The organism is Naasia sp. (assembly GCF_025465545.1).
GTDB lineage: Bacteria > Actinomycetota > Actinomycetes > Actinomycetales > Microbacteriaceae > Naasia.
Genome location: NZ_JAODMK010000040.1, coordinates 20,247 through 46,496, shown reverse-complemented (window position 1 = coordinate 46,496; position 26,250 = coordinate 20,247). Strand labels below are relative to the sequence as shown.

Genomic DNA, 26,250 nt, shown 5'->3' with positions numbered 1-26,250 from the left:
CGGCGTCCCGAGGACGCCGGAAGGAGTGCCATGCAGGACCAGATCCGCCAGCCGCCCACCCTTGCGACGGGAACCCTCCGGGTGATCCCGCTCGGCGGCCTCGAGGAGGTCGGCCGCAACATGACCGTCTACGAGTACGACGGCAAGCTGCTGATCGTCGACGTCGGCGTGCTGTTCCCCGACGCGGACCAGCCGGGAGTCGACCTGATCCTGCCGGACTTCTCGCCGATCAAGGACCGGCTCGACGACGTGCTCGGCATCGTGCTGACCCACGGCCACGAGGACCACATCGGCGCCGTGCCCTACCTGCTGCGCCTGCGCGCCGACATCCCGCTGATCGGGAGCGGCCTGACCCTCGCGCTCGTCGAGGCGAAGCTCAAGGAGCACCGGATCGCGCCGTACACCCTCACGGTGCGGGAGGGGCAGCACGAGGTCCTCGGCCCCTTCGCCCTCGAGTTCGTCGCCGTCAACCACTCCATCCCCGACGCGCTCGCGGTCGCGATCAGCACGAAGGCCGGGACGGTGCTGCACACCGGCGACTTCAAGATGGATCAGCTCCCGCTCGACGGCCGGCTCACCGACCTGCGCGCGTTCGCCCGGCTGGGCGAGGCGGGCGTCGATCTCTTCCTCGTCGACTCAACGAACGCCGACGTCCCGGGCTTCACCCCGCTCGAGCGCTCGATCGGCCCCGTCCTGGAGCAGGTCATCGGCAAGGCGCCCCGCCGGGTGATCATCGCGAGCTTCTCCAGCCACGTGCACCGCGTTCAGCAGGTGCTCGACGCGGCGGCCGCGCACGGCCGCCGGGTGGCGCTGATCGGCCGAAGCATGGTGCGCAACATGGGCATCGCCGAGCAGCTCGGCTACCTCCGGGTCCCCGACGGCCTGCTGATCGACGCCAAGAAGGCGGCCGACCTGCCGGACGACCGCATCGTCTACATGTCGACCGGCTCCCAGGGCGAGCCCATGGCGGTCCTCGCCCGCATGGCGAACCTGGAGCACCAGATCGAGATCGGCGAGGGCGACACGGTCATCCTCGCCTCCAGCCTGATCCCCGGCAACGAGAACGCCGTCTACCGCGTGATCAACGGCCTCACCAAGCTGGGTGCCACGGTGGTGCACAAGGGCAACGCCAAGGTGCACGTCTCCGGCCACGCCGCCGCGGGTGAGCTGCTCTACTGCTACAACATCCTCAAGCCGAAGAACGTCCTGCCCGTGCACGGCGAGGTCCGGCACCTGATGGCCAACGCGCAGCTCGCGATCGACTCCGGCGTGCCGGCGGAGAACACGATCGTCGGCGCGAACGGCACGGTCGTCGACCTGCGCGACGGAGTCGCCCGCGTGGTCGGCCAGCTCGACCTCGGCTATGTGTACGTGGACGGCTCGTCCGTCGGCGAGATCAGCGACGCGGACCTCAAGGACCGGCGCGTGCTGGCCGAGGAGGGGTTCATCTCCATCTTCGCCGTGGTGGACACCCAGACCGGGCGAGTCGTGGCCGGGCCGGAGATCCATGCCAGGGGATTCGCCCCGGACGAGGCGATCTTCGACGACGTGATCCCCAAGGTGCGCCGCGCCCTGCAGGAGGCGGCCGAGAACGGCACGCGCGACACCCACGCCTTCTCACAGGTCGTGCGCCGCACCGTGGGGCGCTGGGTCAACACGCAGCACCGGCGCCGGCCGATGATCGTGCCGATCATCATCGAGGGCTGACCGGCTCCTCCCCGCCTGCACGGCGGCCTGCGGCGAACTGCTCGACGAGGTCGGCCGCGACCACGGCGCCGTCGGCACGCCGGATGTCCTCGCCCATCCGGCGGGCGGCGGCCGTCAGGGCGGGGTCGCCGAGCATGGCCGTGATGGCCGCGCCGATCGTCTCCGGGGACGCCTTCCTCGACAGTGAGCGGCCGACCCCGTTCCGGGAGGCCGCGGCGCCGACCATCGGCTGGTCGAGCATCGGGTGCATGGGCAGCACGAGCACCGGGACCCCGTGGGAGAGCGCCCGCATCAGCGTGCTGTGTCCACCGTGACCGACGACCAGGGAGGCACGCGCGAGCTCCGGCCCGTGGTCCAGCCAGGAATGCACCTCCGCATTGCGGGGCACCCGCAGCCTGCCGGGCGGCACGGCAGGGCCGGTCGTCACCACCGCATCCACGGGCAGAGCTGCGACGGCATCGAGGATCGCCTGCAGCGTCTGCTCCTGCCCCGGGAACCAGGTCGTGCTGAGGCTGACCAGGATGCGTGGCCGCCCCGCCCCGGTCGCCGCCTGGGTCGGGATTCCCTGCCACACCGCGCCAACGTGCCGCACTGCGGGCGGCACCGATCCTGCCGGGTCGAGGTCCCGTCGCGCCGTGACGATGCTGAGAGCCGGCGCCGTGAGGGCCGCGCGAGCGTGCACGCCCCGAAGCCGCAGCACGCCTCCCACGGGACCGGCGGTCATCCGCTCGAAGAACTCCCAGAAGGTGTGCACGAGAGACACGACGGGCAGGCCGGCGCGCGTGACCTCCTGCAGGGGGCCGGTGAGCAGGCAGTCCACGACGAGCACATCGGCGCGATCCCGGCGGGCCGCCGCGATCACGTCGGCGGTGATCCGCGGGTCGGCGAAGACCCCGGTGAGCTCGCGGAGGCCGCGGAGGGTGCTCCGCTCGAGGGTCGGGTCGTAGTCAGCGCCGCTCGGGTAGGCCCCGAAGGCGAGTCCCGAGCGCTCCACCGCCGAGCGCTGCCCGGGATGCCCGAGGAAGCGCACCGAATGGCCGCGCCGCTGCAGCTCGGCGCCGATCCCGACCTCCGGGGGGAGATTCCCGCCGGCGTTGACGGTGGCGAACAGGATCGTGATCATCGTGGGATTCCGCTCAGGTCAGGATGGCGGTGGTGAGCCGGAGCATCCGGCGATGCACGTCGCCGACGGACAGCCCTCGGTCGCGGCGGAGCAGCTTCCAGGCGTAGACGTCGGTCGCCACGACCAGGAGGTCGATCGTCTCGTCAGCGTCGAAGCCGGTGTCGGCGTCGGCCCTCGTCCGGAGCGCCGGACCGAAGAGATCGGCGACCCAGTCGCGGTGGTAGACCCGACCGGGCGCCATCACCCGGCGGATCCTCTCGTCCCGCTGCTCGTGTGCGAGCATTCCGAGCACGAAGTCCCCACGCCTCTCGTAGTGCTGAAGCAGCACGCCGAGGGCGTCCTCCAGATTCCCGGCGGGGAAGCTGCGCTCCTCCGCCACCTCCGCGGCGCCCACCGCCATCGCTCGCTCCAGCAGCGCGTCCCGGCTCCCGAAATGCCGGAGGACGGTCTGCACGCTGACCCCGGCTCGCCCGGCGACCTCGTCGAGCGTCACCTCCAGGGAGACGCGCTCCGTGACGAGCTCGATCAGCGCACGGACGATCCGCCCGGCCGTCTCTGCGGCGGAATCCGCACGGGCGGTCATCGTGTACGGCCGGGTGCTGGTCATGTCAACCGGAGGGTACGCCCGGCCGGATATTCGCGTCAATGCCAGTTAACGCGAAAGTGGTCGGGCGGGAGATTCATGGCGGGCAGGCGGCTCACCCGTGAGGATGATTCGCCTTCCGCGCTCGGACCCCTACTGTGAGACCGCACAGCGCCAGAGCGCGCGGCAGAGCAGGCGGGGACCGATGGGCGTCGTGCGGAGATGGGTCTTCCCGATCCTCCGGATCCTGGTGTTCGCGCTGATCGCCGCCGCCCTCATCAAGCTGGCGTTCTTTCCCGATGTCGCCGAGGCGCAGGGGCCGGCCTTCCCCACCGGTCAGCTCTCCGATCCACAGGTCACGGTCGAGCTCGGCACCATCGTCAACGACGTGACGCTCGACGGCACGGTGTCCGCGGATCCTGCTGTCGTCCTGAAGGCCACAGCGGTCGGCGCCGTCGACGAGATCTTCATCGCCGAGGGCAAGCATGTCGACAAGGGCGACAAGATCTTCGACATCAAGGTCGAGACGCCGCAGGACCCCATCGAGACGACCGACGACAAGGGCGTCGTCACGATCACCCAGCCGGACCCGATCATCACCTACGAGAAGGTGTTCGCGCCGATCACCGGCACGCTGACCGCGCTCACGGTGATCCCGAAGCAGGCCGTCGCGGTGGGCGATGAATCGGGCAAGGTCGCCCCGCCGAGCTTCTCCGTCTCGGGCACGCTGAGCCCCGAGCAGCAGTACCGCCTGCTGGACGAGCCGGAGGACGCCACCGTCGCCATCACCGGCGGCCCCGCGCCGTTCGCCTGCGAGAAGCTGCGCATCACGGCGCCCCTCGCGGGGGAGCAGCCGGACCCCACGACGGGCGACGGCGCCACCGGCGCGACCGTCCGCTGCCTCGTGCCCGAGGACGTCCGGGTCTTCCCCGGCCTCACCGCGTCGATCACCATCCCCGCCGGGCAGGCGGAGAACGTGCTCGTCGTGCCCACCACCGCGGTGGAGGGCGGCGCCGAGACCGGCGTCGTCCATGCCGTCCTCCCGGAGGGCGGCACGGAGCCCCGGGATGTGACGCTCGGCCTCACCGACGGGTCGATGGTGGAGGTCACCGGCGGACTGGAGCAGGGTGAGGCGATCCTCCAGTTCAGCCCGGACGCCCAGGCCCCGGTGCCGGGCGGCGAGGAGTGCTTCGACGACGGCAGCGGCAACGTGGTCTGCGGTGGGGGCGGAATCGTCAAGTGAGCATCATCCGCCTCGAGCAGGTGTCGCGCACGGTCTCCCTGCCCGACGGAGCGCCGCTCACGATCCTCGACGGCGTCGACCTCGAGGTCTTCGAGGGGGACCGGGTCTCGATCGTCGGGCGCTCGGGCTCCGGCAAGTCCACCCTGCTCAACATGCTCGGGCTGATCGATTCCCCGACCACGGGCGAGGTGCTCTTCGAGGGGCTTCCGGCCCGCAGCTTCTCGAGCGCGGGCCGTGACCGGCTCCGCGGCCGGCGCATCGGCTTCGTCTTCCAGCAGTTCAACCTGCTCGCCCGGCGCACGGCGCTCGAGAACGTGGCCACACCGCTGCTCTACGACTCCGGCGTCGCCTTCTGGCGGCGGCGCGCGATCGCCACGCGGATGCTCGAGAACGTCGGCCTCGGCGATCGGCTCGGGTCCACGCCCGAGCGGCTCTCCGGCGGCGAGCAGCAGCGGGTCGCGATCGCCCGCGCGCTGGTCAGGCGTCCGCGGCTGATCCTCGCCGACGAGCCGACCGGGGCCCTCGACCTCGAGACCGGCGGCACCGTGATGGAGCTGCTCGAGCGGGTCGCGAACGAGACCGACGCCGCCCTGGTCACGATCACTCACGACCCCAACATCGCGGCCCGAGCCAGCCGTCACTACCGGCTCGACGCCGGGCGGATCTCCGACCGGGTGCCGGCGGGGCGCTACTGATGGGCTTCTTCGGCGGGCTGGCCACCGGCGTCGTCGGCGCCTTCAGCGAGGCGTGGGCCGAGGTGCGCGTCCACCGGGGCCGGGTGCTGCTGTCGCTGATCGGGGTCGGCGTCGCCGTCTGCGCGCTCACTGCGGTCGTCGCTGCTGGCTCGGTCGCCGAGCAGGCCCTGCGCGAGACGAGCGAGCGCTCCGGCGGCCGCGCGGCGACGATGGGGATCAACGCATTCACCGACGACGGCTCGATCCTCCCGGCCGAGGACATCCGCACCGCATTCCGCACTGCGGTCGATCGCTACGACATCGGCTACGCCAGCGAGCACGGCTACGGCGAGCAGCAGGTGCGCCTGCCGGGCGGCAGGCAGTCGGTCCCCACCGAGACCGTCGACATCCCGTTCGGCCAGATGCATCGGGTCCCGCTGCTCGAGGGGGAGTGGTTCACCACCTCCGACGAGCGGCGCCTCGCCCCCGCGCTCGTCGTGAACGAGCGGCTCTGGGAGAGCATCGGCTCCCCGGACCTGCGCAGCCATCCCACCCTCACGCTCTCCGCCACGAACGAGGTGACCGCGGTCGTGGTCGGGGTGACGCCGTCGCCCAGCTTCGACCTCGCGCCCTCCATGTTCATGCTCGCGTCGCAGGCCCGCGCCCTGCAGAGCCCCGAGCAGCAGGCGCTGTACGGGACTCCGCAGTTCGAGGTGTGGGTGCCCGCCGACATCGCGGAGCCCCTCGGGGCCCGGCTGTCGGCCGACATCCGGGGCCAGCTCGGCGATGGCGTGCAGGTGGACGCCTTCCGGAACGACTACGGCGAGCAGAATGCCGAGTCGCTCCGGCAGGTGCAGCTGATCATCGGCGGCATCGCGCTCCTCGTGCTGCTGCTCGGCGCGCTCGGGCTGGTCAACATCGCCCTCGTCACCGTGCGCACGCGCATCCGCGAGATCGGCGTGCGGCGCACCTTCGGGGCGACCGCCGGCCGGGTCTTCCTCGCCGTGATGCTGGAGAGCGTCGTCGCGACGGTCGCCGCGGGCGTGGTCGGCGTGATGCTGGCGGTGCTGCTCATCCGCAACCCCATCACCACCGAGTTCCTCGCTCAGGGGATCACCGACGTGCCGCCGTTCCCGATGTCGGCGGCCGTCGTCGGCCTCATCGCCGCGACGGCGGTCGGCGCCCTCGCCGGGCTCATCCCGGCCCTGGTCGCGGTCCGGGTGAAGGTCATCGACGCCATCCGGTACTGATCTGCTCCCGCCCGGCTCCCGCCCCCCCCCTGGCGGACGGAACAGTGGCAGAGTTGCGGCGTGCGCACCGTGGTGATCCGCGCGGCCGGGCCCGGCGACGGGCGCGCGCTCACCGATGCGCTCGTCGAGGCGGCGAACTGGGACTCCGAGCGGAGCCGCCCGCGCGTGACCGTGCTGGCCGATCCGATGCGGCGCCGCTACATCGCCGCATGGCGCCGACCCGGCGACGCCGGCTTCCTGGCCGAGGACGACACCGGCGATGTGCTGGGGGCCGCCTGGTACCGCCTCTTCTCGGGCGACCGGCCCGGCCTCGGCTTCGTGGCGACGGGAGTGCCCGAGCTGATCCTCGGGGTCAAGCCGATCTGGCGGGCGCAGGGCATCGGCCGGATCCTGCTGCGCGAGCTCCTCGTACAGGCGGCGGCCGACGGGCACGCCAGGATCAGCCTCAGCGTGGAGCGCGGCAACTTCGCTCACCGTCTCTACACGAGCGAGCACTTCGCCGTCGTCGAGTCCCGCGGCAGCGCCGACATCATGGTCCGCACGCTGCACTGACCTCGCCCGACCGGGGCTTCCGAGCGCGTGTCAGCGGGACGCGGGGGGACCTCGGAGGTACCGTAGCCGCATGGCTGGAGGCAGCAGGACGACGAGTCGCGCCCGCGCGACGACCGCGGCGCGCAGCACCGGCACCAAACCGCGCGCCCGCACGGCGACGCAGCGCACGAGGAAGTACCCGGTCTCCGAGGAGCCCCAGGGCCTTCTCGCCAAGGGCTGGCTGGGGCTCGCGCACGGCGCGGGGGCGGCCGCGCGCGCGCTCGGTCCGGAGAATGTGGCGAAAGGCGAGCGCCGGGACGGCATCCCGTTCCTGCTGCTGACCCTCGCGGTGGCCGGCGCGGTCGTCGAGTGGTTCTTCGTCGGCGATCCCATCGCCATGACGCTCGACGCGTGGACCTTCGGCGGACTCGTCGGCCGCGTGGCGTTCGCGCTGCCGGTCATCTTCCTCGTCTTCTCGATCTGGCTGTTCCGCCATCCGAGCTCCGTCCACGACAACGGCCGGATCGGCATCGGCCTCGCCCTGCTCATCGTGTCGGTGTCCGGCCTGTGCTTCCTCTACACCGGCATGCCGGTGCCCAGCCAGGGCGTCGACCGCATCGCCCTCGGCGGCGGGGTCTTCGGCTGGCTGATCGCGGCACCGCTCGCCTGGCTGCTCACCCCGCTCGGGGCCACGCTCGTGGTCGCCGTGCTGGCGATGCTCTCCCTGTTCATCATCACCCGCACCCCGCCCAACCGGGTCCCTGAGCGGATGAGCCAGCTCTACGCCTACCTCTTCGGCGCGGAGACGACGGAGGAGGCGGCCCCCGCCAAGTCCCCTCGATCCGGCAAGGGCGCGACCACCGAGGTCGTCGACCTCGACCTCGAGCCGCCGCTCATCGACACCGACAGCCTGCCGTGGTGGCGCAAGAGCAAGGGCAAGCGCGACCCCGAGCGCGCATTCGACACCCCGATCGTGGAGCCGTCCTTCACCGACGTCATCCAGCCGGAGGTTCCGGCCGCCGAGTCGGGAGCGGACAGCGGGGACTTCGGCATCGAGCTGCTCGAGGACATGCTCCGGGCGGACGCCGCCCCCGCATCGGCCGCCGCGGCCTCCCCCGTCGTCCCGGATCTGACCAAGTCGTCGCCCACCGACGACGAGCTCGACGCCGAACCCGACTTCGCCACGCCCATCCCGTCAGGCCCGTACCGGCTTCCCCCCGCCTCGCTGCTGACGCCCGGCCCGCCGGCCAAGAGCCGGTCCGCCGCGAACGACGAGATCGTCGCGTCGATCACCGGGGTCCTCAACCAGTTCTCCGTGGACGCCAAGGTCACCGGCTTCTCCCGGGGTCCGACGGTCACCCGCTACGAGGTGGAGCTCGGCGTCGGCGTCAAGGTCGAGAAGGTCATCGCCCTGGAGAAGAACATCTCCTACGCGGTCGCCTCCAATGAGGTGCGCATCCTCTCGCCGATCCCGGGCAAGAGCGCCATCGGCGTCGAGATCCCGAACACGGACCGCGAGATCGTGGCTCTCGCGGATGTGCTGCGCTCCGCGGCGGCCGCCAAGAGCAAGCACCCCATGACGATCGCGGTGGGCAAGGACGTCGAGGGCGGCTTCGTCGTCGCGAACCTCGCGAAGATGCCCCACCTGCTGGTCGCGGGCTCCACCGGCTCAGGAAAGTCCAGCTTCGTCAACTCCATGATCACCTCGCTGCTGATGCGGGCGACGCCGTCCGAGGTGCGCATGGTGCTCGTCGACCCGAAGCGCGTGGAGCTCACTGCATACGCCGGGGTCCCGCACCTCATCACGCCCATCATCACGAACCCGAAGAAGGCGGCCGAAGCGCTGCAGTGGGTCGTGAAGGAGATGGACATGCGCTACGACGACCTCGCGTCGTTCGGGTTCAAGCACATCGACGACTTCAACGCCGCCGTCGTCGCGAACGAGATCATCCTGCCCGCCGGCAGCGAGCGGGTCCTGCGGCCCTATCCGTACCTGCTCGTGGTGGTGGACGAGCTCGCCGACCTGATGATGGTCGCCCCCCGCGACGTCGAGGACTCGATCGTCCGCATCACCCAGCTGGCCCGCGCGTCCGGCATCCACCTGGTGCTCGCCACCCAGCGGCCGAGCGTCAACGTCGTCACCGGCCTGATCAAGGCGAACGTCCCGTCCCGGCTGGCGTTCGCCGTGACGAGCGTCACCGACTCCCGGGTCATCCTCGACCAGCCGGGCGCCGACAAGCTGATCGGCCAGGGCGACGGCCTCTTCCTGCCGATGGGCACCTCGAAGGCCATGCGCACGCAGGGCGCCTGGGTGACCGAGGCCGAGATCGCCAAGGTCGTCGAGCACTGCACCGCGCAGGCGCGACCGGAGTACCGCCCCGACGTCGCGGCCGTGGTGGAGCGGAAGGAGATCGACGCCGACATCGGCGACGACCTCGACCTGCTCCTGCAGGCCACCGAGCTCGTGGTCACCACCCAGTTCGGCTCGACCTCGATGCTGCAGCGGAAGCTCCGCGTGGGCTTCGCCAAGGCCGGGCGCCTGATGGACCTGCTCGAGTCACGCGAGGTCGTCGGCCCCTCCGAGGGGTCGAAGGCACGTGACGTGCTCGTCACCGTGGAGCAGCTGCCCGGAGTCCTCGCGCGGATGCGCGGCGAGGACGGCGCGGCCTCCACCGCCCGGCCCGCCGGGGCCGGCCCCGTCGCGCATTCCCGAGACGCGGTGGACGCCCAGTTCGACGGCTACGAGGTCGTCGAGGACAGTCCCGACGAGGACGCCTGGGGCCTGACCGGCCGCGACTGATCCAGCGCATCCTCCTCGCGGCCGCTGACGACGCCGACGGACGAGGCCGCCCCGACGCGGCGGCGGTTACGATGACGAGGAACGAGGGTGCTCCCGGGGAGGAGCGCCCTGCACCGACCGGCAGGGAGCGACGAGTGTCTCGGAACGGCAGCGGAGCCGCAGGCGGCACGGGCACCGCCCGCGAGACCGCCCGACGGGCCAAGCTGCGGGCGCGCGCCAGCTACGAGCGCGGCTCGGCCAAGGTGGTCGAGCGGGCGCGCGGTCGCGTAGTGCAGGCGGGCGACACCAAGGTCAGCGACGGCAATGTCGCCAACCTCATCACGATCGTGCGCATCCTCTTCGCCCCGGTCTTCCTCTGGCTGCTGCTCGCCGACGCCGGCGACGGGGGAGCCCTGCGCTGGATCGCGACGGTCCTCTTCGTCGTGGCGATCGCCACGGACGGACTCGACGGGCACCTGGCGCGGCGCCGCAATCTCGTGACCAACGTGGGCATCCTGCTCGACCCCATCGCCGACAAGGTCCTCATCGGCGGCGCCCTGGTGGGCCTCTCGATCCTCGGCGAGCTGCCGTGGTGGGTCACGATCCTCGTCCTGGTCCGCGAGGTGGGCATCACCGTGTTCCGCTTCAGCGTGCTGCGCGACCGCGTGATCCCCGCATCGCGGGGAGGCAAGCTCAAGACCGTGCTGCAGTCCGTCGCGATCTCCGTGCTCCTCGCGCCGCTGCCCGCGCTGGCCGACGATCTGGGCCTCGACGCCGCGGTGCCGTGGATCGTGGGCGCGGGCGCGCTGCTGATGACCGTCGCCGTGGCGCTCACCATCGTGACGGGCGCCGACTACCTTCTCCAGGCGTTCACGAGGAACCGGCGCCGGTGACCGCACAGCGACTCCTCGCCCTGCTCGGGGAGCGCGCCCTCACCCTGGCCGCGGCGGAGTCGCTCACCGGCGGACTGGTGGCCGACCGGCTGGTGAGCGTGCCCGGCGCCTCTGCCGTGTTCCGCGGCGGGATCGTCTCCTACGCCACCGAGCTCAAGCACGTGCTGCTGGGGGTCGACGCCGCCCTGCTCGAGCGCAGCGGCGCCGTCCACGCCGACGTCGCCGGGCAGATGGCCGAGGGCGTGCGACGCTCGTGCGGCGCCGACGTCGGCATCAGCACGACCGGGGTCGCCGGGCCCGATCCGCAGGACGGGCACGCCCCTGGCGAGGTCTACCTCGCCGTGGCCACCGCCGAGGGGACCCGGGTGCGTCGCGTGGATCTCGCCGGCTCACGCGCCGAGATCCGGGCCGCCGCCGTCGACGCCGTGCTCGAGCTGGCGGAGGAGGTGGTCCGCTCCGATTCCGGGGCTGCTGGCCGTCCGGACGCCGGTCGAGGCCTTGAGTCGGAATAGCTCAGGTTTCTGCGGCGTTACAGATGATGTGTTCACAAGCAATACACACCGCGTCTCCGTAGGGTTGGTCCTCCCCCCGGGGTATCGTTTCTCAACCGTCCAGCACCGAAACACTGTAGGGAGGTCCACATGGTTCTAGTTCGTCAGGAGCTCGGCGACGTTCTGCGGGACTTCCGTCTCCAGAAGGGGCGCACCCTCCGCCAGGTGGCCAGCAAGGCGAGTGTCGCCCTCGGCTACCTCAGCGAGGTGGAGCGCGGCCAGAAGGAGGCCTCCTCGGAGATCCTCGCTTCGGTGGCCGACGCGCTCGACACTCCCATCTCGGTGATCATGCGTGAGGTCGGCGATCGCCTCGCCGTCCTCGAGGGCATCGACGTGATCCCCGACACCGTGCCCGCCGACTTCCGCGACCAGTTCGGCGACGACTCGTTCGCCAAGGACTTCGGGGCGGACCTCGTCTCCCGCTGATTCTTGGCCACCTGACCTCCTCTTCCGGCCGAACGCCTCGCTTTCCCAGCGGGGCGTTCGTCGTTTCCGGGCGCCGGAAGGATTGGTAGCGTGACCGGGTGCGTCTGAGCGAGTTCCGGTTCGCCGTGGGCGAGGAGTTCGGCGACGCCTACGGCCGCGCACTCGCCCGGGAGTTCGTGCTCGACGAGCTGGGTGGGCTGACCGCCGATCAGGCCCTCGCCGCCGGCCGGACGCCGGGAGACGTGTGGGCGGCGCTCTGCCGGGCCACCGACGTGCCCCGCGAGCGGTGGCACGGCAGGGGCCGACCCGCCCGCTGAGGTGATGCGGCAGGGACACGCCGCGCGCCTCTCGAAGATATCTTCGAACGGTCGTAGTCTCCTGCACAGGTGCTTCACGCAGGGAGTTCTCCCCGAGTCACGGCGCCCTCCGGCCCTGTCGGAGGTGCCGCCTAGGGTCGGATCCACCGGCGAGATTCACCGCATGCCTTGTCGGTCCGCACCGGAAACGGGAGCGGGCGACAGCCTATAGGCGCCCCACCACGACACCACAGGAGATCCCGTGCCTTCACCGTCCGACCGCGAGAAAGCCCTCGAGACCGCTCTCGCCCAGATCGACCGCCAGTTCGGCAAGGGCTCCGTCATGCGCCTCGGCAGTGACGAGCGCGCCCCCATCGAGGTCATCCCCACCGGCTCGATCGCGCTCGACGTCGCGCTCGGCATCGGCGGACTGCCGCGCGGGCGCATCGTGGAGATCTATGGTCCTGAGTCGTCGGGAAAGACGACGCTCACCCTGCACGCCATCGCCAATGCGCAGCGCCTCGGCGGCATCGCCGCCTTCATCGACGCGGAGCACGCCCTCGATCCGGAGTACGCGAAGAAGCTCGGAGTCGACATCGACGCCCTCCTCGTGTCGCAGCCCGACACGGGTGAGCAGGCCCTCGAGATCGCCGACATGCTGGTGCGATCCGGAGCGATCGACCTCGTCGTCATCGACTCGGTTGCGGCTCTCGTCCCCCGTGTCGAGCTCGAGGGCGACATGGGCGACTCCCACGTCGGCCTGCAGGCGCGACTCATGTCCCAGGCGCTGCGCAAGCTCACCGGCGGGCTCAGCCAGACCAAGACCACCGCCATCTTCATCAACCAGCTGCGCGAGAAGATCGGCGTGTTCTTCGGCAGCCCGGAGACCACCGCCGGTGGCAAGGCGCTCAAGTTCTACGCCTCCGTGCGCCTCGACATCCGGCGCATCGAGACGCTCAAGGAGGGCACCGAGGCGGTCGGCAACCGCACCCGCGTCAAGGTCGTCAAGAACAAGATGGCTCCGCCCTTCAAGCAGGCCGAGTTCGACATCCTCTACGGAGTGGGCATCAGCCGCGAGGGCAGCCTCATCGACTTCGGTGTCGAGCACCTCATCGTCAAGAAGTCCGGCGCCTGGTACACCTACGAGGGCGACCAGCTGGGCCAGGGCAAGGAGAACGCCCGCAACTTCCTGCTGAAGAACCCCGACATCGCGGCAGAGATCGAGAAGAAGATCCTCGCGAAGCTGGGTGTCGGAGCGGAAGGTGCCGCCGCAGCGGCGGCGGCCGCCGCCGCCGAGGCCGCCGACGGCAGTGCAGCAGTCTCCATCGAGCCGAAGCTGGCCGCGCGCAAGGCTGTCGGGGCCTGATCCCGTGACCGACGAGTGGGTCGCCCCGGTCATCTCGCTGTTCGGCTCCGGCCGCGGCAGGGCGGACGGGGCGGCCGACTCGGCGCTTCCGAGCATCGGTGGCTCCGAGCATCCCGCCGATGAGGCGCCGCCGGCGAAGGAGCCGGGACCGGGCGAGAAGGCCCGCGAGCGGGCGGAGCGCAGGGCGCGCAACGTGAGCGTCGCCGCACTCACCCGTCGCGGCATGTCCGTGGCGGAGATGCGCGACCGGCTCGCCGACCGCGGCATCGAGCCTGATGAGATCGAGGCGGAGGTCACCCGGCTCGAGGACGGACGCTACCTCGACGACGCGGCTCTGGCGGAATCCGTCGTGCGCAGCGAGACCGAGCGCAAGGGACGGGGCCGGTCTGCAGTGGCCGCGGAGCTCCGGCGGCGCAGAGTCGACGCCGTCGCGATCGAGGAGGCGCTCGCCTCCCTCGACGACGAAGGGGAGCGCGAACGCGCCGTCCAGGTCGCCGAGAACCGGGCCCGCCAGCTCACCAGCTACGACGCCGAGACCGCCCGGCGCCGACTCGCCGGGTTCCTGCAGCGTCGCGGCTTCTCGGGCAGCGTCCTTCAGCACGCGGTGGACACGGCCCTCGGCTCCCGGCGCTGAGCCAGCCCTCTGCCCGGCTGCCCACTCCGCACCCCTGATGCCTCGCCTGCCGTCCGGCGCTCTGCGTCGTGCGAAGCCCTGGCCGAATTACACTGGCCGATCATGAGCATGACGGTCGAGCGGGCAGAAGAGACGGGCGTCCTGCGCCCGCGCACCTACGAGGTCCGCACCTTCGGCTGCCAGATGAACGTGCACGACTCCGAGCGGCTGAGCGGCTCGCTGGAGGCGGCAGGCTACGTCGCCGCCGACGGCGAGGAGGCGGACGTCGTGGTGATCAACACCTGCGCCGTGCGCGAGAACGCCGACAACAAGCTCTATGGCAACCTCGGTCACCTCGCCTCCGTCAAGCGCCGGCACGCGGGAATGCAGATCGCTGTCGGCGGCTGCCTTGCGCAGAAGGACAAGAACGTCATCCTGGAGAAGGCGCCATGGGTCGACGTGGTCTTCGGCACCCACAACATGGGCTCGCTGCCCACCCTGCTCGAGCGCGCCCGGCACAACGGCGAGGCGCAGCTCGAGATCCTCGAGTCGCTCGAGGTCTTCCCCTCGACGCTTCCCGCCAAGCGGGACTCGATCTACAGCGGCTGGGTCTCCATCTCCGTCGGCTGCAACAACACCTGCACCTTCTGCATCGTGCCCTCCCTCCGCGGCAAGGAGAAGGACCGGCGGCCCGGAGACGTCCTCGCCGAGATCCAGGCCCTCGTCGACGACGGCGCCATCGAGGTGACACTGCTCGGGCAGAACGTCAACTCCTACGGCGTCGAGTTCGGGGACCGGCACGCGTTCGGCAAGCTCCTCCGTGCAGCGGGAACGATCGATGGCCTGCAGCGCATCCGGTTCACCAGCCCGCATCCCGCCGCCTTCACCGATGACGTGATCGATGCGATGGCGGAGACGCCCGCGGTGATGCCGCAGCTGCACATGCCCCTGCAATCCGGATCCGACCGCATCCTGCGGGCCATGCGCCGGTCCTACCGGTCGGAGAAGTTCCTCGGAATCCTCGACCGCGTGCGCACCCGCATGCCCGACGCGGCCATCAGCACCGACATCATCGTCGGCTTCCCCGGCGAGACCGAGGAGGACTTCCAGGAGACCCTGCGGGTCGTCGAGGCGGCGCGCTTCGGCTCCGCATTCACCTTCCAGTACTCGATCCGGCCCGGCACCCCGGCCGCCACCCTGCCCGACCAGGTCCCCAAGGCGGTCGTGCAGGAGCGCTACGAGCGGCTCGCGGCTCTGCAGGAGCGCATCTCCTGGGAGGAGAACGAGCGGCAGGTCGGCCGTTCGGTGGAGATCCTGGTCGCCACAGGGGAGGGACGCAAGGACAGCGCGTCCGCCCGCCTCAGCGGTCGCGGTCGCGACGGCCGGCTCGTGCACTTCGAGGTGACGCCCGGATCCGACGTGCCGCGTCCCGGGGACCTCGTCACCGCGACGGTCACCCGCGCGGCTCCCTTCCATCTGCTCGCCGACGACCCGACCGGGGCGCCGCTGCGCATCACCCGCACTCGGGCCGGAGACGCCTGGGACCGGGCGGAGGCCGACAGCTGCGCCGTCCCATCGTCCGCAGCCGCAGCCGCGGCGGCGACCACGGGACCGGTGTCGCTCGGCCTGCCGGGTCTGCGCATCGGTCGGTGACCGGCCTTCCTCCCGGAGGGGGCCGGCAGACGGCACCGCCGCTCGTCGCCATAGCGGGGCCGACCGGCACGGGCAAGTCGGGGCTCTCCCTCGAGCTGGCCGAGCGGCTCACCGCGCACGGCGGCCCCCCGGTCGAGATCGTCAACGCCGACGCCATGCAGCTCTATCGAGGCATGGACATCGGCACGGCCAAGCTCGCGGTCGAGGAGCGGCGGGGGATCCCGCATCACCTGCTCGACGTGCTGGAGGTCAGCGAGGCCTCGACGGTGGCGGACTACCAGGCGGACGCCCGCGCGGTGATCGCCGACATCCAGTCGCGCGGCGCCGTGCCGATCCTCGTCGGCGGCTCCGGCCTCTACCTCTCGGCGGTCCTGCACGACTTCCGCTTCCCCGGCACCGACCCGGCGCTCCGCGCGGCCCTCGAGGAGGAGCTCGCCGCGCTCGGCTCCGAGACGCTGTGGCAGCGCCTGCGCGACCGTGACGCCGAGGCCGCGGCGGCCATCGATTCCGGCAACGGGCGACGCGTCGTGCGGGCCCTCGAGGTGATCCAGCTCACCGGGCGGCCCTATTCGGCGAGCCTGCCCGACGAGTCCCGGCAGTGGCGGCCCGCCACGGTGCTGCTCCTCGATGTGCCGGCCTCCGGGCGGGAGGGCCTCAAGGAGGTCCTGGCCGGGCGCGCCAGGGGCATGTTCGCCGGCGGCCTGCTCGACGAGGTGCGGGCGCTGCGCGACCGCGGCCTCGAGCAGGGGGTGACCGCGCGGCGGGCGATCGGCTACGCGCAGGCCCTCGCCGTGCTCCGGGGGCGGCAGTCCCTGGAGGAGGCGGTGGACGAGACCATCCAGCTCACCTGGCGCTATGTGCGGCGCCAGCGCTCCTGGTTCGCGCGATGGGGCGACGCGGTGCGGCTGCCGGCGGGCGATCCCGGCCTCGTGGATGCGGCTGTCTCGGCCGTCGTCCCTCGATAGGGGCCGTCCGTGGGGCGATGCCGCCGGAACGCCGAGTGCGCCTTCACACGCCGAGCGCGCCCTGGACAAGGGGCGCGGTCGGCGTCTCGCGGCGCGCTCGGCGGCGAGCCCTAGGGTTGGAGCATGGCCACTCTCACCTTCACCAAGGGGCACGGGACCGGGAACGACTTCGTCCTGTTCGCCGACGCCGACGGCGAGTCAGACCTGTCGCCGGAACAGGTGGCCGCGATCTGCGACCGGCACTTCGGCGTGGGCGCGGACGGCATCCTCCGGGCGGTCCGCTCCGCCCGCCTCGATGCGGGGGTGGCAGCGCTGGCCGAGGAGCCCGCCGCGGAGTGGTTCATGGACTACCGCAACGCGGACGGCAGCATCGCAGAGATGTGCGGCAACGGAATCCGGGTCTTCGCGCGCTTCCTGCTCGAGGAGGGCCTGGCAGAGATCCCGGAGGGTGGCACCCTCGCGATCGGCACTCGCGGCGGAGTCCGCGACGTGACCCGCAGCGCGGGCGGCTTCTCCGTGGACCTCGGCCGCTGGCGCCTGGAGCCCGGCGACCCCCTGGTGCATGTGCACAGCCTTCCCGTCGCCCGGCCGGGGGTGTCGATCAGCGTTCCCAACCCGCACGTCGTGCTCGCGGTCGCCGATACGGCCGAGCTCGAGGCGGCCGACCTCACCTTCATCCCCGTGATCGACCCTGCGCCCCCCGAGGGAGCGAATGTGGAGCTCGTGCTGCCCCGCGACCCCCTGGTGCAGGACGGCGTCGGCAGGATCCGCATGCGGGTGCACGAGCGCGGCAGTGGCGAGACGCTCTCCTGCGGCACGGGAGCAGCTGCGGCCGCGCTGGCCACCCGGCACTGGGCCGGCGCGGGGGCACCCAACTCCTGGCGGGTCGAGGTGGCGGGCGGCGTCGTCGGCGTGCGCATGTTCCCCACCGAGGAGGGCGAGCACGTGTCCCTCAGCGGACCGGCCGAGCTGGTGTTCAGCGGAACCCTCGAGATCTAGCGGCGACGCCCGATGAGAATCGAGCTGCCGTTCGACGAAGCCGTCCGGCTGGGCACCCTGCGCTCCCCGCTTCCCGCACTGGTGCAGTCGCTCCGCTGCGAGGGCTCAACGGTCTTCGCCGACGTGGATCTGCGCGCGCTGCACACCGACTCGTTCCTGTTCGCGCTCGCCCTGGCGGCAGCAGGATCCGTTGCGGTGGCGGCCGCCTTCACCGGCTTCGAGGACGGCGTCGCGACCTTCGCCCTCACCGCGCACGCGCGCGGCCTGCCCGCCCACCGGCTGGTGCCCTTCCTCCTCTCGCAGGTGAACGAGGGGATCGAGCGCTCCGGCGTCCCGACGGGCGTGGTCGAGGTGACCGCAGGAGTTCCGGACCCGCTGGTGCGGGTCGCGGTGCAGGCGGCCGTGAACACCATCGCGGAAGGCGTGACGGTTCAGGACTTCCGGCTCACCGACGGCGTCCTGGTGCTGGAGGCGACGATCGGCTCGATCCGGCTGCTCGCTCCCGACGCCCCGAATCCGGTCGACAGCGCCTCCTGACGGCCCCGCACTCTCCCTCAGCAGGGAGAAAGGCGTCCACGCGCCGTATGCGCGCGTTTCCGCCTGCTCAAGCTCGTTCTGCCTGCTGGGGGACGGGCCCTACCCGGATCACGCGGAAGCCCTTGTCGGTCGCGACCCGCTCCGAATTCAGCGCGGGAAGCTCCTCGCCGAGCCAGCGCAGCAGCGAATCCGCGCCCAGATTGCGGGACACCACGAGCCACGCGTCGCCGGCGGGGGCCAGCCGGGGCAGCCAGGCGGTGAGCAGGGCGTGCAGCTCAGCCTTGCCCACTCGGATCGGCGGATTGCTCCAGATGGTGCGGAAGCGCACCTCCGCGGGAACATCCGCGGGCAGCACGGCGTTCACATTGGTGAGGCCCAACTCGGCGGCATTGCGGCGCGTGAGTTCGAGAGCCCTCTCGTTGACGTCCACCGCCCACACGGTGGCGCCGGGAGAGGACAGCGCGAGCGACAGCGCGATGGGCCCCCAGCCGCAGCCGACGTCCAGCAGGTCGCCGGCGGGGGCGGGGTCGGGAACCGCGTCGAGGAGCACGCGCGTGCCGGTGTCGAGGTGTTCGGGACTGAACACCCCGCCCGCCGTCGTCACCTCGAGATCGAGTCCCGCGAGTCGCACCGCGATCCGCCGGGGACGCAGCTCACCCTCGGGCTCGGCGGAGAAGTAGTGACTGCTGCTCATCTCGCTCCCGCGGATCCTACGGATTCGGGGGCGCGGTGCACAGGGCGTCCCATGCAGGAAACATAACGGATGGAACCAATACTCTTGACCTCAATGGATACGACCGACACGGGACTGCCGGAGCGCGACGACGCGCAGACGAACACGGACGACGTCGTCGCCCGCGTGCTCGCCGCAGCCGACCGCCGGTCCGCCGACTACGCCCTCTTCCCTGCCACGGCGGCGGGCGCCGCACCCCAGCCCGCGCCGGCGGACAACGCCGACGGCGAGCAGCTCGACCTCGAGGAGCGTCAGGCGCTGCGCCGGGTCAGCGGGCTCTCCACCGAGCTCGAAGACGTCACCGAGGTCGAGTACCGGCAGCTGCGCCTCGAGCGCGTCGTGCTGATCGGCGTGCACCCGCAGGGCGGCCTTCCCGACGCCGAGAACTCGATGCGGGAGCTGTCCGCGCTGGCCGAGACGGCCGGGGCGGTGGTGCTCGACGGCCTGCTGCAGAAGCGGGCGACGCCTGACCCCAGCACCTATCTCGGCAGCGGCAAGGCCATCGAGCTGCGCGACCGCGTTCGCGCGCTCGGCGCCGACACCGTGGTGGCGGACACCGAGCTCGCCCCCAGCCAGCGGCGTGCCCTCGAGGACGTCGTCGGGGTGAAGGTCATCGACCGCACCGCGGTGATCCTCGACATCTTCAGTCAGCACGCCAAGAGCCGCGAGGGCAAGGCCCAGGTCGAGCTCGCACAGCTCGAATACCTCCTCCCGCGCCTGCGCGGCTGGGGTGACTCGATGTCTCGCCAGGCCGGTGGCCAGGTGGGCGGCGCCGGCGCCGGAATGGGCTCGCGCGGCCCCGGTGAGACGAAGATCGAGCTCGACCGCCGCCGCATCCACTCCCGGATGGCCCGCCTGCGCAAGCAGATCAAGGACATGAAGCCGGCCCGCGAGGCCAAGCGCGCCAACCGTCGCCGCAACGCGGTGCCCTCCGTCGCCATCGTGGGCTACACGAACGCCGGCAAGTCGTCGCTGCTCAACCGGATCACCCGCGCGGGCGTCCTGGTGGAGAACGCGCTCTTCGCCACGCTGGATGCCACCGTGCGCCGCTACGAGACGCAGGATGGCCGCCTCTTCACCCTGACCGACACGGTGGGCTTCGTGCGCAACCTGCCGCACCAGCTGGTCGAGGCGTTCCGCTCCACCCTCGAGGAGACGGCGGACGCCGACGTGCTGCTGCACGTGGTCGACGCGTCCCACCCCGATCCGGCGGCTCAGCTCACGACGGTGCGGAACGTGATCGGCGAGGTCGGCGCGCGCGGCATCCCCGAGCTGGTGGTCTTCAACAAGGCCGATCTCGCGGGACCCGACGAGCGGCTCGTGCTGCGCGGCCTCGAGCCCGACTCGATCTTCGTCTCGGCCCGCACCGGCGAGGGGATGGAGGAGCTGCTCGCGCGGCTCTCCGACCTGCTGCCCACCCCGCAGCTCGACGTGGACGCGGTGATCCCCTATGACCGCGGGGACCTGGTCGCGGTCCTGCACGAACGCGGCAAGGTGCTCGAACTCGGCTACGAGGAGACCGGCACCCGCGTGCATGCCCTCGTCGGGCCGGAGGAGAGGGCGCTGCTGGCGCCGTACCTGGTGGCCTCCGGCGGAATCGCGTCCTGACATCTGTCCCAGGTGCCCGTTCCGGCGGAAAGTGACCCTTCTAGCGGGCACTTCCCGCCGGAACGGGCACCTGGGGTGACGGGTCAGAGAGAGCGGAGGACGGCGACGACCTTGCCGAGCAGCTCGGCCTCGTCGCCCAGGATCGGCTCGAACGCACTGTTGCGCGGCAGCAGCCAGGTGTGCCCGTCGCGCTGGCGGAACACCTTGATGGTGGCCTCGCCGTCGAGCATCGCCGCGACGATCTCGCCGTTCTCGGCCGTGCGCTGCGTGCGCACGACGACCCAGTCGCCGTCGCAGATGGCGGCGTCGATCATCGACTCGCCCACCACCTTGAGCATGAAGAGCTCGCCCTTGCCGACGAGCTGACGGGGGAGGGGGAACACCTCCTCGACCTGCTGGTCCGCGGTGATCGGGATGCCGGCCGCGATGCGCCCGACCAGGGGGACCATGGCGGCGTCGCCGACCGGCGTGGAGTTCTCGGCAGCGTCATCGGTGCCCGACAGCGGCACGTCGATCAGGATCTCCAGCGCCCGGGGCCGGTTGGGATCGCGACGCAGGTAGCCGGAGAGCTCGAGCTGGTTCAGCTGGTGGGTGACGCTCGAGAGGGACGACAGACCGACGGCGTCGCCGATCTCGCGCATGCTCGGCGGATAGCCACGGGAGGCGACCGACCGGGCGATCACCTCGAGGATCGCCTGCTGCTTGTCGCTCAGGCTCGTTCGTCGCCTCGTGCCGCTGCGCTCCGCGCTCATCGCCGTTTCCCCCCGGTCGACCGACTCGTGGTTGCGATGTCGGTGGTTGCTGGTTGCCTTGCGGCGAACATCGAAACTGTATCCAGATTCGGGGTCCGCGACAACGGTTCGTTCGAGCGTGTCTTCGAATAGACCCGCAAACAGCCCGCGGAAACCGGATCTTGCGATGTTCGACATTCGAAGATAGATTCGATACACACCTTCGAGTGCGGCGCTCCCGGCCGAGCGCCGCACCCGGGGTCTCGAGGAGGACATCGTGAGCAGCATCAGCATCATTCCGGCACAGCGCCCAGCCCTGCGCCTCACCCGCCGCGGTCGCGCGGTGTTCGGCGGTCTCGCCGCGGCGCCCATCGTGATCGGCATCGTGCTCGCGTCCGTCTCCACCCCTGCCATGGCGGGTTCCGAGGTGGTCAGCGCCTCGTACCGGACGGTCACGGTGAGTGCCGGCGAGTCGCTGTGGAGCATCGCCGAGCGCATCGCGCCCGACCAGGACCCGCGCGACGTCATCGTCGACATCTCGCGGCTCAACAGCCTCGCCGACCAGTCCGTCGTTCCCGGTCAGTCGCTCGCCATCCCCGCCCGGTACGTCGACTGAGGCATCGCTCGAAGCGGCTCCGTGCTCGGCCCTAAACTCGTGCGGTGACTTCGCTCGCCGACCTGCCGATCCGGGACGACCTCCGCGGGCGCGAGCCCTACGGCGCTCCGCAGCGCAGCGTGCGCATCGCCCTGAACGTCAACGAGAACACCCATGGGGTGCCCGACGACGTGGCGCAGGACATCGTGGCCGCGATCGCCGAGGCGGTCAGGACGATCCACCGCTATCCCGACCGGGAGTTCACGGTGCTCCGCGAGCGCCTCGCCGGCTACCTCGGGCACGGCGTCAGCGCGGACCAGGTGTGGGCCGGCAACGGCTCGAACGAGGTCATCCAGCAGGTCCTGCAGGCCTTCGGGGGGCCCGGACGCAGCGTGCTCGGCTTCCCGCCCACGTACTCCATGCACTCGATCCTGGCCGCGGGCACCGGCACCCGATGGATCGACGGCCGGCGTGACGCCGAGTTCGAGCTGTCAGCGGAGACGGTCGTCGCGGAGATCGAGCGAACGCGCCCCGACCTCGTGTTCCTCTGCGGACCGAACAACCCGACCGGCACCCCGCTCGGCCTCGATGTCATCGAGGCCGCGTACGCGGCGACGGACGGCATGGTCTTCGTCGACGCCGCATACGCCGAGTTCATGCCGACGGATGAGGACAACGCCCTCACCCTGCTGCCCGGACGCGAGCGGCTGCTGGTGTCCCGCACGATGAGCAAGGCCTTCGCCTTCGCCGGGGCCCGGGTGGGCTACCTCGCCGCCGATCCCGCGGTCGCGGACGCCCTGCGCCTCGTCCGGCTGCCCTACCACCTGTCGGCGCTGACCCAGGCGGCCGCCATCGCGGCTCTCGGCCACGCCGATGAGCTGCTCGCGGGGGTCGATGAGATCAAGGAGCAGCGCGACCGCATCGTCGCCGAGCTCCCCGGGCTGGGCTACTCGCCGTGGCGCAGCTCCGCGAACTTCGTGCTGTTCGGAGGTGTGGCCGACCCCGCCCGCACGTGGGCAGAGCTGCTCGACAGGGAGGTGCTGGTGCGCAACCTGGGCATCCCGGGCACCCTCCGCGTCAGCGCCGGGACCGAGGTGGAGACCACCGAGTTCCTCGCCGCCCTGGCGAGCCTCGGAGACGGCGCGGGGGCCTGACTCTTTCGGGGGCGACCGACGGCGCCCTCCGTCCTCGTAAACTGGGCGAATCATGGCACCCGGGCAGCGCACCGCGCACCTCCAGCGCGAGACGAGCGAATCCTCCGTCGACCTGCGCCTCGACCTCGACGGCAGCGGTCGCTCCGACATCTCGACGACCGTCCCGTTCTTCGACCACATGCTCACCGCCTTCGCGAAGCACTCGCTGACCGACCTCACCGTGACCGCGAGCGGGGACGTTCAGATCGACGTGCACCACACCGTCGAGGACACCGGGATCGTGCTGGGCACCGCCATCCGCCGGGCGCTCGGCGACAAGTCCGGCATCGCCCGATTCGGCGACGCGCTCGTGCCGCTCGACGAGGCGCTCGCCCGCGCCGTCGTGGACATCTCGGGCCGGCCGTACCTGGTGCACGGCGGCGAGCCGGAGGGCTTCGAGTACCACCTGATCGGCGGTCACTTCACCGGGTCAATGGTGCGGCACTTCTTCGAGGCGGTCACCTTCGCGGCGGGCCTGACCGTGCACATCCAGGTCCTGGCCGGACGCGATCCGCACCACATCGCCGAGGCAGAGTTCAAGGCGTTCGCGCGCGCCTTCCGCACCGCGAAGGAGTTCGATCCCCGGGTGTCCGGCGTTCCGTCCACGAAGGGCGCGCTGTGAGCCGCCCTTCGGTGGTCGTGCTCGACTACGGCAGCGGCAACGTGCACTCCGCCGTCAAGGCGCTGCAGCTGGCCGGCGCCGACGTGGAGCTGACGGGCGACCGGCAGAAGGCGATGGAAGCGGATGGCCTGGTCGTGCCCGGCGTCGGAGCTTTCGCTGCCGTCATGGCGTCGCTGGATGCCGCCCGGGGAGGGGAGCTCATCGACCGGCGCCTGGCCGGCGGCCGTCCCGTCCTCGGGATCTGCGTCGGCATGCAGGTGCTGTTCGAGCGCGGACGCGAGCGAGGCGCCGACACCACAGGACTCGGCGAATGGCCTGGTGAGGTCGAGGAGCTCAAGGCGCCGGTGCTTCCTCACATCGGCTGGAACACCGTGGACGCCCCTCGTAACTCGGTGCTGTTCGAGGGCATCCGCGGCGAGCGGTTCTACTTCGTGCACTCCTATGGAGCACAGGACTGGACCCTGGACGTGCAGAAGCCCTTTCCGGCTCCCGCCGTCACCTGGGCCACCCACGGCTCGCCCTTCATCGCGGCCGTCGAGAACGGCCCGCTCTCCGCCACCCAGTTCCATCCCGAGAAGTCGGGGCCCGCGGGCATCCGGCTGCTTACCAACTGGATCGACAGCCTCCCCTCCTGACCTCCCGCCCGGGCGGAACGAGCCCGTGCGCCCCGACCCGAAGGACGCGATGAGCGAGTTCGCCACGACGCCTGCCCTGACCCTGCTGCCCGCTGTCGACGTGGCCGGGGGAGCGGCCGTGCGCCTCACCCAGGGCGAGGCCGGCACCGAGACGAGCTACGGCGACCCCGTGGACGCCGCGCGCGAATGGGCCGACCAGGGGGCCGAGTGGATCCACCTCGTCGACCTCGACGCCGCATTCGGCCGCGGCAACAACGCCTCCCTCATCCGCCGTGTCATCCGCGCCTGCCGGGACGTGAAGGTGGAGCTGTCCGGCGGGATCCGAGACGAGGAGACGCTCGAGGCGGCCCTCGGCACCGGCGCGAGCCGCATCAACCTCGGCACTGCGGCGCTCGAGGATCCCGAGTGGGCCGCGGGCGTCATCGCCCGGCACGGCGATGCGGTCGCCGTCGGTCTCGACGTGCGCGGCACCACCCTCGCCGCCCGCGGCTGGACCCGCGACGGAGGCGACCTCTGGACGGTGCTCGAGCGCCTCGAGGACGCCGGCTGCGCCCGCTACATCGTGACCGATGTAACCAAGGATGGAACGCTCCGTGGGCCCAACCTCGAGCTGCTCACCGAGCTCATGACGAAGACGGAGCGGCCGGTCGTGGCTTCCGGCGGTGTCTCGAGCCTCGACGACATCGTCGCGCTCCGCGAGCTCGTGCCTCAGGGACTCGAGGGCGCCATCATCGGCAAGGCGCTCTACGCGGGGGCGTTCACCCTGGCCGAGGCGCTCGACGTCGCGAGCCGCTGAGCGGCGTGTCCGACCGGCACACCGATTCGGCGGGACAGCCCTCCGGGAATCTGCCGGGCCGGCGCACCGATTCGGCGGGACAGCCCTCCGGGGACCTGCGGGGCCGGCGCACCGATTCGGCGGGACAGCCCTTCGGGGATCTGCCGGGCCGGCACCCAGATTCGGCGGGACAGCCTTCCGGGGATCTGCGGGGCCGCCACACCGATTCGGCGGGACAGCCTTCCGGGGATCTGCCGGGCCGCCACACCGATTCGGCGGGACAGCCCTCCGGGGATCTGCCGGGCCGGCGCACCGATTCGGCGGGACAGCCCTCCGGGAATCTGCGGGGCCGGCACCCAGATTCGGCGGGACAGCCTTCCGGGGATCTGCCGGGCCGGCGCACCGATTCGGCCGGACAGCCCTGGGCGGGCCGCCACTTCGACGAGACAGCGTACGCCGACGACGACGGAGCCGCGCCGCCGCTGCTCCTCGAGGCGCTCCGGCGCTTCCGGAACGGAGACGGCGGCCGCGCTGAGGTCGTCGACGCCGTGCGGGGCACGAGACTCCTCGTCCCCCTGCTCGCGAGCCTCGCGGAGGCGGGCACCGGCAGAGGAGGCAGGCTCACGGACAAGAGCGCAGAACTGGCGCTCGTGACCGTCGGCACCCCCGATGGCAGGACCGCTCTTCCGGCCTTCACCTCCGTCACGGCGATGCAGGCGTGGAATCCGCGCGCCCGACCGGTCCCCGCGGCGAGCGAGCGCGTCGCCCTCGCCGCCCGCGCCGAGGGCAACGACGTCGTGATCCTCGATCCGACCTCACCCACCGAGTTCGCGCTCCGCCGCCCGGCCCTCGACGCTCTCGCCCAGGAGCACCCGTGGCAGGCGCCCGAGGACGACCCGGAGCTGGCGGCCGAGTTCGCCCGCTGCTCGGCGGTCTCCGAGGTGCTCGAGGTGCGCCTCGCGTCCGGCGACCCGGAGGCCCGTCTCCTCTTCCCCGAGGTGCAGGTGGACCTCACCCTGATCGGCGGGCTCGACCGCGGGCGCCTCGACTCGCTGCTGGCCGAGCTCACGGCGCGCTGGGCGGCCAGCGCCCTGATCGCCGCCCGGGTCGACTCGCTCGCGGTCCGGCTCCGCGCCGCGGAGGCTTGACGGGCTCGACGGCGAGGACGA

Annotated in this window: 27 protein-coding genes; 23 read left to right on the top strand and 4 right to left on the bottom strand. The window is 71.6% G+C overall.

Annotated elements, in window-relative coordinates; translation table 11 throughout:
• Positions 1-30: 30 nt before the first annotated feature.
• Positions 31-1,707, top strand: coding sequence for a ribonuclease J (locus JWR33_RS10340; protein ID WP_297411706.1), 1,677 nt, complete (start codon positions 31-33; stop codon positions 1,705-1,707).
• On the opposite strand, the gene JWR33_RS10335 is transcribed toward JWR33_RS10340, so the two are convergent.
• A complete protein-coding gene (locus JWR33_RS10335; protein WP_297411703.1) occupies positions 1,694-2,830 on the bottom strand; it encodes a nucleotide disphospho-sugar-binding domain-containing protein in 1,137 nt (378 codons plus the stop codon). The genes JWR33_RS10340 and JWR33_RS10335 overlap by 14 nt on opposite strands.
• A gap of 13 nt (positions 2,831-2,843) precedes the next feature.
• Entirely contained in the window at positions 2,844-3,437 is a 594-nt protein-coding gene (locus JWR33_RS10330) for a TetR/AcrR family transcriptional regulator (protein WP_297411701.1), read from the bottom strand.
• A gap of 181 nt (positions 3,438-3,618) precedes the next feature.
• Between JWR33_RS10330 and JWR33_RS10325 the strand changes: the two genes are divergently transcribed.
• The 15 genes from JWR33_RS10325 to JWR33_RS10255 all read left to right on the top strand — a co-directional run bounded on the left by JWR33_RS10325 (position 3,619) and on the right by JWR33_RS10255 (position 18,189).
• Complete coding sequence (locus JWR33_RS10325) at positions 3,619-4,656, top strand: hypothetical protein (protein WP_297411699.1); 1,038 nt, start codon at positions 3,619-3,621, stop codon at positions 4,654-4,656.
• Positions 4,653-5,351: an ABC transporter ATP-binding protein gene (locus tag JWR33_RS10320; protein ID WP_297411697.1), complete on the top strand. Its 699-nt coding sequence runs from the start codon at positions 4,653-4,655 to the stop codon at positions 5,349-5,351. The genes JWR33_RS10325 and JWR33_RS10320 overlap by 4 nt, the downstream gene beginning before the upstream one ends.
• Positions 5,351-6,580 carry an ABC transporter permease gene (locus JWR33_RS10315; protein WP_297411695.1) on the top strand — a complete coding sequence of 410 codons (1,230 nt, stop codon included), beginning with the start codon at positions 5,351-5,353 and terminating at the stop codon, positions 6,578-6,580. Before JWR33_RS10320 ends, JWR33_RS10315 begins: the two co-directional genes overlap by 1 nt.
• A 60-nt stretch (positions 6,581-6,640) precedes the next feature.
• Positions 6,641-7,132 (top strand): GNAT family N-acetyltransferase, encoded by a 492-nt coding sequence (locus JWR33_RS10310; RefSeq protein WP_297411693.1) that lies wholly within the window; start codon positions 6,641-6,643, stop codon positions 7,130-7,132.
• 70 nt (positions 7,133-7,202) lie between these two features.
• Positions 7,203-9,911 (top strand): DNA translocase FtsK, encoded by a 2,709-nt coding sequence (locus JWR33_RS10305; protein ID WP_297411691.1) that lies wholly within the window; start codon positions 7,203-7,205, stop codon positions 9,909-9,911.
• A gap of 242 nt (positions 9,912-10,153) precedes the next feature.
• Positions 10,154-10,783, top strand: coding sequence for a CDP-diacylglycerol--glycerol-3-phosphate 3-phosphatidyltransferase (gene pgsA, locus JWR33_RS10300; RefSeq protein WP_297411893.1), 630 nt, complete (start codon positions 10,154-10,156; stop codon positions 10,781-10,783).
• The gene (locus JWR33_RS10295; protein WP_297411689.1) at positions 10,780-11,295 is read left to right on the top strand and encodes a CinA family protein; all 516 of its coding nucleotides are present in this window, start codon (positions 10,780-10,782) and stop codon (positions 11,293-11,295) included. Before pgsA ends, JWR33_RS10295 begins: the two co-directional genes overlap by 4 nt.
• A 129-nt stretch (positions 11,296-11,424) precedes the next feature.
• Positions 11,425-11,760 carry a helix-turn-helix transcriptional regulator gene (locus JWR33_RS10290; protein WP_297411687.1) on the top strand — a complete coding sequence of 112 codons (336 nt, stop codon included), beginning with the start codon at positions 11,425-11,427 and terminating at the stop codon, positions 11,758-11,760.
• A 98-nt stretch (positions 11,761-11,858) separates the two neighbouring features.
• Complete coding sequence (locus JWR33_RS10285; RefSeq protein ID WP_297411685.1) at positions 11,859-12,077, top strand: DUF3046 domain-containing protein; 219 nt, start codon at positions 11,859-11,861, stop codon at positions 12,075-12,077.
• 241 nt (positions 12,078-12,318) lie between these two features.
• Complete coding sequence (gene recA / locus JWR33_RS10280) at positions 12,319-13,422, top strand: recombinase RecA (RefSeq protein WP_297411683.1); 1,104 nt, start codon at positions 12,319-12,321, stop codon at positions 13,420-13,422.
• Between the two features lie 4 nt (positions 13,423-13,426).
• On the top strand, positions 13,427-14,056 hold the full coding sequence (locus tag JWR33_RS10275; protein WP_297411681.1) for a regulatory protein RecX: 630 nt from the start codon (positions 13,427-13,429) through the stop codon (positions 14,054-14,056).
• A 108-nt stretch (positions 14,057-14,164) separates the two neighbouring features.
• Positions 14,165-15,688: a tRNA (N6-isopentenyl adenosine(37)-C2)-methylthiotransferase MiaB gene (miaB, locus tag JWR33_RS10270; RefSeq protein ID WP_297411891.1), complete on the top strand. Its 1,524-nt coding sequence runs from the start codon at positions 14,165-14,167 to the stop codon at positions 15,686-15,688.
• Complete coding sequence (miaA, locus tag JWR33_RS10265) at positions 15,685-16,653, top strand: tRNA (adenosine(37)-N6)-dimethylallyltransferase MiaA (protein WP_297411679.1); 969 nt, start codon at positions 15,685-15,687, stop codon at positions 16,651-16,653. Before miaB ends, miaA begins: the two co-directional genes overlap by 4 nt.
• Before the next feature lie 123 nt (positions 16,654-16,776).
• Entirely contained in the window at positions 16,777-17,652 is an 876-nt protein-coding gene (gene dapF / locus JWR33_RS10260) for a diaminopimelate epimerase (protein ID WP_297411677.1), read from the top strand.
• 12 nt (positions 17,653-17,664) lie between these two features.
• Positions 17,665-18,189 carry a hypothetical protein gene (locus JWR33_RS10255; RefSeq protein ID WP_297411675.1) on the top strand — a complete coding sequence of 175 codons (525 nt, stop codon included), beginning with the start codon at positions 17,665-17,667 and terminating at the stop codon, positions 18,187-18,189.
• A 67-nt stretch (positions 18,190-18,256) separates the two neighbouring features.
• On the opposite strand, the gene JWR33_RS10250 is transcribed toward JWR33_RS10255, so the two are convergent.
• Positions 18,257-18,883, bottom strand: a complete 627-nt coding sequence (locus JWR33_RS10250) for a methyltransferase (RefSeq protein ID WP_297411673.1) — start codon at positions 18,881-18,883, stop codon at positions 18,257-18,259.
• Positions 18,884-18,976: 93 nt separating this feature from the next.
• Between JWR33_RS10250 and hflX the strand changes: the two genes are divergently transcribed.
• Positions 18,977-20,530: a GTPase HflX gene (hflX, locus tag JWR33_RS10245; RefSeq protein WP_297411671.1), complete on the top strand. Its 1,554-nt coding sequence runs from the start codon at positions 18,977-18,979 to the stop codon at positions 20,528-20,530.
• A gap of 83 nt (positions 20,531-20,613) precedes the next feature.
• On the opposite strand, the gene lexA is transcribed toward hflX, so the two are convergent.
• Positions 20,614-21,282 (bottom strand): transcriptional repressor LexA, encoded by a 669-nt coding sequence (gene lexA, locus JWR33_RS10240; protein WP_297411669.1) that lies wholly within the window; start codon positions 21,280-21,282, stop codon positions 20,614-20,616.
• A gap of 256 nt (positions 21,283-21,538) precedes the next feature.
• Here lexA and JWR33_RS10235 point away from each other — a divergent pair, with 256 nt between their 5' ends.
• The 6 genes from JWR33_RS10235 to JWR33_RS10210 all read left to right on the top strand — a co-directional run bounded on the left by JWR33_RS10235 (position 21,539) and on the right by JWR33_RS10210 (position 26,229).
• Positions 21,539-21,877: a LysM peptidoglycan-binding domain-containing protein gene (locus JWR33_RS10235; protein WP_297411667.1), complete on the top strand. Its 339-nt coding sequence runs from the start codon at positions 21,539-21,541 to the stop codon at positions 21,875-21,877.
• A 44-nt stretch (positions 21,878-21,921) separates the two neighbouring features.
• Positions 21,922-23,010, top strand: coding sequence for a histidinol-phosphate transaminase (locus JWR33_RS10230; RefSeq protein WP_297411666.1), 1,089 nt, complete (start codon positions 21,922-21,924; stop codon positions 23,008-23,010).
• A 52-nt stretch (positions 23,011-23,062) separates the two neighbouring features.
• Positions 23,063-23,671: an imidazoleglycerol-phosphate dehydratase HisB gene (gene hisB, locus JWR33_RS10225; protein ID WP_297411664.1), complete on the top strand. Its 609-nt coding sequence runs from the start codon at positions 23,063-23,065 to the stop codon at positions 23,669-23,671.
• Positions 23,668-24,306 (top strand): imidazole glycerol phosphate synthase subunit HisH, encoded by a 639-nt coding sequence (hisH, locus tag JWR33_RS10220; RefSeq protein WP_297411662.1) that lies wholly within the window; start codon positions 23,668-23,670, stop codon positions 24,304-24,306. Before hisB ends, hisH begins: the two co-directional genes overlap by 4 nt.
• Positions 24,307-24,355: 49 nt before the next feature.
• Positions 24,356-25,102: a bifunctional 1-(5-phosphoribosyl)-5-((5-phosphoribosylamino)methylideneamino)imidazole-4-carboxamide isomerase/phosphoribosylanthranilate isomerase PriA gene (priA, locus tag JWR33_RS10215; RefSeq protein ID WP_297411660.1), complete on the top strand. Its 747-nt coding sequence runs from the start codon at positions 24,356-24,358 to the stop codon at positions 25,100-25,102.
• Between the two features lie 320 nt (positions 25,103-25,422).
• Positions 25,423-26,229, top strand: a complete 807-nt coding sequence (locus JWR33_RS10210; protein ID WP_366074102.1) for an SseB family protein — start codon at positions 25,423-25,425, stop codon at positions 26,227-26,229.
• Positions 26,230-26,250 lie beyond the last annotated feature (21 nt).